Raw genomic sequence first — 5,387 nt, 5'->3', positions numbered from 1 at the left:
TCGTCGTGAGGAGCGTGGTGAGTCGCTGGTGCAGCACCCGCTTCTTCTCGCCGCGCTCATGCGCCGCTGAGGGAAAAGTGACATCCCTGCCCTCCGATTTCCGCGGTTTTCGGCATCGGAGGGCAGGCCCCGTACGGACATCAAAGACTTGAGGAACCACAATGGCAGCTGAGCCCGGCGGAGAATCGGAACGGGATCCCGTGGAGGCCTTCATCGACGAGATCTTCGAGGAAATGATGCGCGAGGCGGGAATTCCGCATACCGGCACCGGCGTCAAGCATGGGAAGGACCCACTGGCCGTGGCCCTGATGGAAGCGGCCGCGGCGTCCCTGTCGAAGCCGCCCTCCCGTTCCTCGGAACTGGAAAGGGTGCTGTTCGCGCAGGCCCTCGCGACCGCGCTGGCGGACGCGCTCGCGCCCGCCCTGGCAGACGCGCTGGCCTCGGAGATCATCAAGGTGCTGACCCAGCACGCGGCCTCTGAGGGCGGCGGCACCCGCGAACCCGCCGGCGGGGCCGGCCGCGGCCACCGCTCCTCCGGCGGCGGCGAACGTTCCTGACCGGACCGGACCGTGCCGGCCCCGGCGGAGGACGTGACCGTGACCATGACCATGCCCCTGCCGCAGGCGGCTGCACCGGCCGGGTGGTGGGCTTTTCGTACCGCGGTCACCGGGTCCGGGCGGCGCGAGGCGAGGAGGTACCCGTCCACGGAGTCGTTCACTCCTGAGTCGGAGCCCATCACTCCAATGCCGCGCATCCGTGGGAACGGGGCGCCGTTAGTGGGGTTATGACCAAGGCAACTCGGGGAAACTTCTTCCGTCTGCGCCAGGAACAGCAGGGCGCGGCCGCGGACCACGCGGTCAGGTTGGGCGCCTACACGTACGTCCCCGCCCCGGTGCACTCGTCGGGCACCAACGGTACGCTCACCGGCGGCGGGCTCCCCGTCCCACTGGACGTGACGGAATCCCTCCTGCTGGACTTCCTCGACCGCATGAGTGCGCTGGAGGCCGACCTCGCCCGGCGGTGGAGCGGTGCCGGCGGATGGTCCTCTTTCTCGCGGGCGGAATGACACGGGCTGCGCCATGTGGGACGAACGAACCGACCATCGCGCACGCTCTTCCGCGGATCATCCGACCGGGTTCGGCAGCGGGTTCGGCACCGGATTCGGCAGCGGATTCGGTACCGGGTTCGACCATGCGGACCGCGGCCGGCACCGGGCCCCCGCCGATCCGTTCACGGCTCCGCTGGTGCCGCCGGACTCGAGCTGGGATCCGGCCGAGGAGCTCGCGTACATGCTCCAGGACGCCATCGAGGGGCAGATCTCCGACGACGCCGCGGACCACGGCGAGACATCGGTCACCGAGCCGGCTCCCGGCTCCCCCCTCGGGGCTCTGCAGGACATCACGGCGGAGCTGCCGCCGCTGCCGCACTATGCCCGCCGAGGACACCGCAAGGTCCGTGAACGCAAGCACCTGAACGGAGTACGGACCACCAGCCAGGTCATCGCCGTCGCCGTCGTACTCATCGCGTCCGCCGTGAGCTTCTTCGGTTCGGTGGTCGCCTACGACCCCCTGCGTCTCGTCGCCGCCTCCCACGCGGCGGAGAGCTCCGTGCCCTGGTGGCCCTTCCTCGTCTTCGGGCCCTGGCTGGTGGCGTCGCTGTCCGTGGTGCGGGCGGCGCTGCACCTGCGCCGTGCCGTTCACTCGTGGTGCGTGGTGCTGGCCTTCTCCCTCATCGCGATGCTCCTGTGCATCGCCCAGGCCTCCCGGGACCCCATCGACATGGTGGCAGCCGCCCTGCCGAGTCTCGCGTCCCTGGCCTGCTTCCAGCAGCTGGTCCGCCAGATCACCCTGACCCGGCCGCCCCGCCGGGCCGCGCCCCGGCACCGCGTAGACCGGAGCGCTTCCGGCGCCCCGTCCGCGTCCGCCGGCGAAAAGGCGGCCGAGGAGCCCGGAGGCGCCAAGGCGTCCGCGGCCGGTCCGCCCCGCTCGCCCGACCGGGCGGGCACGGAGAAGGGCGAGCGTCCGGGGCCGGGACTCGCGGACGCCCGGCGGACGCTGCCCGGCCCGAGAGGCGAGCCGAGCGGCCGGCCGGGTGTCTTCGCCCGGTGGTCCGGTTCGGCGGGGTGAGCGCGCGCCGCCCGTGCCCGCCGTGACGCCCGGCCGGCCGACCGGCGCCTCTTCGCCGCGGCCGGTCGGGGTCTTTCCGCCGCGGCGGGCCGGGGTCTTTCCGCTGCAGCGGACCGGCGCCTCTTCGCCGCGGCGGGCCGGTGCCTCTCCCCGGCCCCGGTGGGTGCCTCTCCGCCGGCCCCCGTGGGTCCTGCCCGGCCCGCCCTCCCGGGGCCGGGACCGGGACCGCGCCCTCACTCCGCCCGGCGGGTCATCCGCGCCGCCGAGGCGACCGTGGCCTGCGCCTCCTGCACCGTCAGCCCCGTGTGGACGGCCGCGTCGATCAGGGCGGCCGCGAGGGCGGGGCCGAGGCCGCTCTCGTAGGCGCGGCAGGCGGCCCAGAACAGGCGCGTGTTGCGCTGGCCCGGGTGGGCGGAGAGGACGAAGTGGATCAAGCCCTGGCCATGGGCGCTGTCGGCCCGCGGGGCGGGGCGGCGCGGGGTGCGGGGCGGTCCGAGGAGGAGGCGCAGGAGGGACGGCGGGCAGGGGGCGGGAGGCAGCCGGCCGGTGCCGGGGGCGGTGGTGTAGGAGCCGTGGTCGGTGCGGGAGCCGGGGCCGACCAGGTAGCCGCCGGCGCCGCGGACGTCGATGCCGGGAGCGAGCCGGCTCGCGGAGTTGGGCACGACGACGTCGGGCGGGCCGCTGAGCCAGAGGTGGCGGCCGCCGGAGGGGGTCAGGACGACGACGGTCTCGGGGATCGTGAACAGGTGGCGCAGGGCCAGCTCGCGCAGGGCCGCCGACGAGTCCGTGTCCGACTTGGTGTCGAGGTCGATGCCGATGAGGTGGTACGGGGGCAGACCGCAGGCGATGCCGTAACCGGTGGCCCAGGGGGCGGCGGCGAACATCTCGCGGATGCGTGCGGGGTCGGTGGTGGCGTCGTACACGCCGTGGCCGTAGCGGCCGCACTCGCCGTGGCACGCGGCGGCGGTGGGGTCGTCGCGGTGGGGTGAGCGCAGGGCCGGGAGCTTCGTCCGGGACAGGGGGATGACGGCCAGACCGCGCTCGGCGGCCGAGAGGGCGTGGGCGAGGGCCAGCGTCGTGGTCTGCCGGTCGATGGTGGCCATGCCTCCATGTTCGTACTTGTGTTCGAAAAAGGGAAGGGGTGGCGGGGCGAGGACACGCCGGTGCGGGCGGAATGGCCGGAAATGTGCCGGAACGGTTCACCTCAAGTGGCGCAGGGCGCTCCGCGACCGGCCCACTCACGCGGGCGGGGTTCAGGGGCGATTTCTGCGGTGCGAGGGGTTTATCGACATGTCATCACGCTTGAGTGCGAATCACGGCTTCCGGGCTGGTTCGGTGGGGATTCGGTGGGCAACTCTGGATGTGCGACGTCGTGCACCGCACCGAGGCGGTCGGCCAACTTCCTCGGTGGAAGCCGCAGTTCAGGAAAGCCCACCCGCCTCCGGCGCGCAGCCGGGCTGAACTCCCGTCCTGGAGGAGCAACATGGCAAGTATCCGTACCGCCCGCGTCATCGCGGCCGTCTCGGCCCTCCCGATCGCCGCGGTTCTCTTCAGCGGCATCGCCGCGGCCGACAACGGCTCCTTCGCGGACGACGGATCGAACGCCGCCGTGGCGAGCGTCGCCGGCAGCGGGGTCGGCCGCGACAACAGCGGCAACCCGTCCACCACCCAGCAGCAGGCCGTCGGCCCCGGTGCCTCGAACCAGAACAACGCCGCCCAGGTCGACGGCTCCGCCTTCACGGCCGTCAACCAGGGCAACGAGAACGTCGCCGTCCGCTTCACCCGCCTGTGGTGAGGCGTCGGCCGCGGGAGGCCTGAACTCCCGTACGGGGTGTGCTCTGTGGGGATGCAGCACACCGGCGCGGCGGTGCTCCGGCGCCGCCGCGCCGGCATGCGGGGACACGACCGCGGAGACGGCGACCGAGACGGGGGCGGGGCGTGGGTGGTACGGCAACTGCGGTGCACCCTTGCCGCGTCGGGCAGGTGCCCGGCATCGCTCGGGCCCTGGTGGCCCTGGCCTCGGTCACTCCGGACCCCAGTCGCCCGGGCCCCAGCCGCCCCGGGCCCAGGTCACCCCGGACTCCGGAGCATCCGCGTCGGCACTGGTCCCGGCGGCGGACGGACGGCCGGGCCGGGCGACCTCGCGCCCGGGCCGAACGCCCTGCCCCCGGAGGCGAACCCGGACCCGCCCCCAGGGGCGAACCCGGACCCGGTCTCCTTCCCTCGTCCACCTTCAGGAGGTGGGGCGGCCTCCACCCCTACAACCTGAGGGGGACGCAGCTTCTGGACCTGCGGCCGATCCGCCCGGCCGGGGTGCGCTCCTAGCGTGGAGCCATGACCACACCCCTCGCCACCAGCGTGTCCCAGGCCGCCACACCGGTGGCGCAGGCCCTGCCCTTCGCGTCGTACGTGAAGGCCCGCCAACCGGTGCTGCTGCGCACCGCCCGGTCGCTGACCGCGAACCCGAGCGACGCGGAGGACCTGCTGCAGACCGCGCTCGCCAAGACCTACCTCGCCTGGGGGCGGATCGCGGACCATCGCGCCGTCGACGGCTACGTGCGCCGGGCGCTGCTCAACACCCGCACCTCGCAGTGGCGCAAGCGCCGGGTCGACGAGTTCGTGTGCGACGAGCTGCCCGAGCCGGAGCCCGTGGCCGGCGCCGACGACCCGGCGGAGCGGCAGGCGCTGCACGACGCGATGTGGCGCGCGATCACCAGGCTGCCGGCGCGGCAGCGGGCCATGGTCGTCCTGCGCTACTACGAGGACCTCAGCGAGGCCCAGACCGCCGAGGTGCTGGGGGTGTCGGTGGGCACGGTGAAGTCGGCGGTGTCGCGGGCGCTGGCGAAGCTGCGGGAGGACCCGGAGCTGGTGCTGGTCCGGTAGCCGCCCTCCCCTCTCGCCCGCCTCTCCCCGCTCACCCTGTCCCCGCCCGGCCTCCTCCGCCCACCCCCTTCCCGCCCCGGCGGCCGCCCCGCCGATGCGTCGCCCGCATGATCGATCACCCGCGTCTAGTGACATACCGCGCGGTATGTGCGCAGAATCAGCGCAACACCTACCACCACGTAGGGCGAGACCGCGCCGGCCATGTCGCCTGGGAGGACGCCGTGCTGAGCACCATGCAGGACGTACCGCTGCTGATCTCCAGGATCCTGACCCACGGGTCAACGGTCCACGGAGCCTCGCAGGTGACGACGTGGACCGGCGAGGGCGAACCGCACCGCCGCTCCTTCGCCGAGATCGGCGTCCGCGCGGCCCGGCTGG

6 protein-coding genes are annotated in these 5,387 nt (G+C 73.6%); 5 read left to right on the top strand and 1 reads right to left on the bottom strand.

Translation table 11 applies throughout. The features are described 5' to 3' along the window. Window positions 1-161: 161 nt before the first annotated feature. The 3 genes from IE225_RS32305 (at window position 162) to IE225_RS32295 (ending at window position 2,126) form a co-directional block, all read left to right on the top strand. Window positions 162-557: a hypothetical protein gene (locus IE225_RS32305; protein WP_190061231.1), complete on the top strand. Its 396-nt coding sequence runs from the start codon at window positions 162-164 to the stop codon at window positions 555-557. Between the two features lie 227 nt (window positions 558-784). Continuing rightward, complete coding sequence (locus tag IE225_RS32300) at window positions 785-1,066, top strand: hypothetical protein (RefSeq protein WP_229880209.1); 282 nt, start codon at window positions 785-787, stop codon at window positions 1,064-1,066. A 223-nt stretch (window positions 1,067-1,289) separates the two neighbouring features. Next, complete coding sequence (locus IE225_RS32295; protein ID WP_190061230.1) at window positions 1,290-2,126, top strand: hypothetical protein; 837 nt, start codon at window positions 1,290-1,292, stop codon at window positions 2,124-2,126. 233 nt (window positions 2,127-2,359) lie between these two features. Here IE225_RS32295 and IE225_RS32290 read toward each other — a convergent pair whose 3' ends face one another. Then, window positions 2,360-3,229, bottom strand: a complete 870-nt coding sequence (locus IE225_RS32290) for a bifunctional DNA primase/polymerase (protein WP_190061229.1) — start codon at window positions 3,227-3,229, stop codon at window positions 2,360-2,362. A 380-nt stretch (window positions 3,230-3,609) separates the two neighbouring features. Between IE225_RS32290 and IE225_RS32285 the strand changes: the two genes are divergently transcribed. Continuing rightward, entirely contained in the window at window positions 3,610-3,921 is a 312-nt protein-coding gene (locus IE225_RS32285) for a hypothetical protein (protein ID WP_190061228.1), read from the top strand. A 539-nt stretch (window positions 3,922-4,460) separates the two neighbouring features. Further along, the gene (locus IE225_RS32280; RefSeq protein ID WP_190061227.1) at window positions 4,461-5,009 is read left to right on the top strand and encodes a SigE family RNA polymerase sigma factor; all 549 of its coding nucleotides are present in this window, start codon (window positions 4,461-4,463) and stop codon (window positions 5,007-5,009) included. The last annotated feature ends 378 nt before the right edge of the window (window positions 5,010-5,387 follow it).

The organism is Streptomyces echinoruber, from assembly GCF_014651135.1.
In the GTDB taxonomy this organism is placed as follows: Bacteria; Actinomycetota; Actinomycetes; order Streptomycetales; family Streptomycetaceae; genus Streptomyces; species Streptomyces echinoruber.
Note: the sequence above shows the minus strand (reverse complement) of the source record. Positions and strands in the feature narration are given on the sequence as shown.

Coding starts and splice junctions, on each gene's coding strand:
- IE225_RS32305 (WP_190061231.1), top strand. CDS start 162: ATGGCAGCTGAGCCCGGCGGAGAATCGGAACGGGATCCCGTGGAGGCC.
- IE225_RS32300 (WP_229880209.1), top strand. CDS start 785: ATGACCAAGGCAACTCGGGGAAACTTCTTCCGTCTGCGCCAGGAACAG.
- IE225_RS32295 (WP_190061230.1), top strand. CDS start 1,290: ATGCTCCAGGACGCCATCGAGGGGCAGATCTCCGACGACGCCGCGGAC.
- IE225_RS32290 (WP_190061229.1), bottom strand. CDS start 3,229: ATGGCCACCATCGACCGGCAGACCACGACGCTGGCCCTCGCCCACGCC.
- IE225_RS32285 (WP_190061228.1), top strand. CDS start 3,610: ATGGCAAGTATCCGTACCGCCCGCGTCATCGCGGCCGTCTCGGCCCTC.
- IE225_RS32280 (WP_190061227.1), top strand. CDS start 4,461: ATGACCACACCCCTCGCCACCAGCGTGTCCCAGGCCGCCACACCGGTG.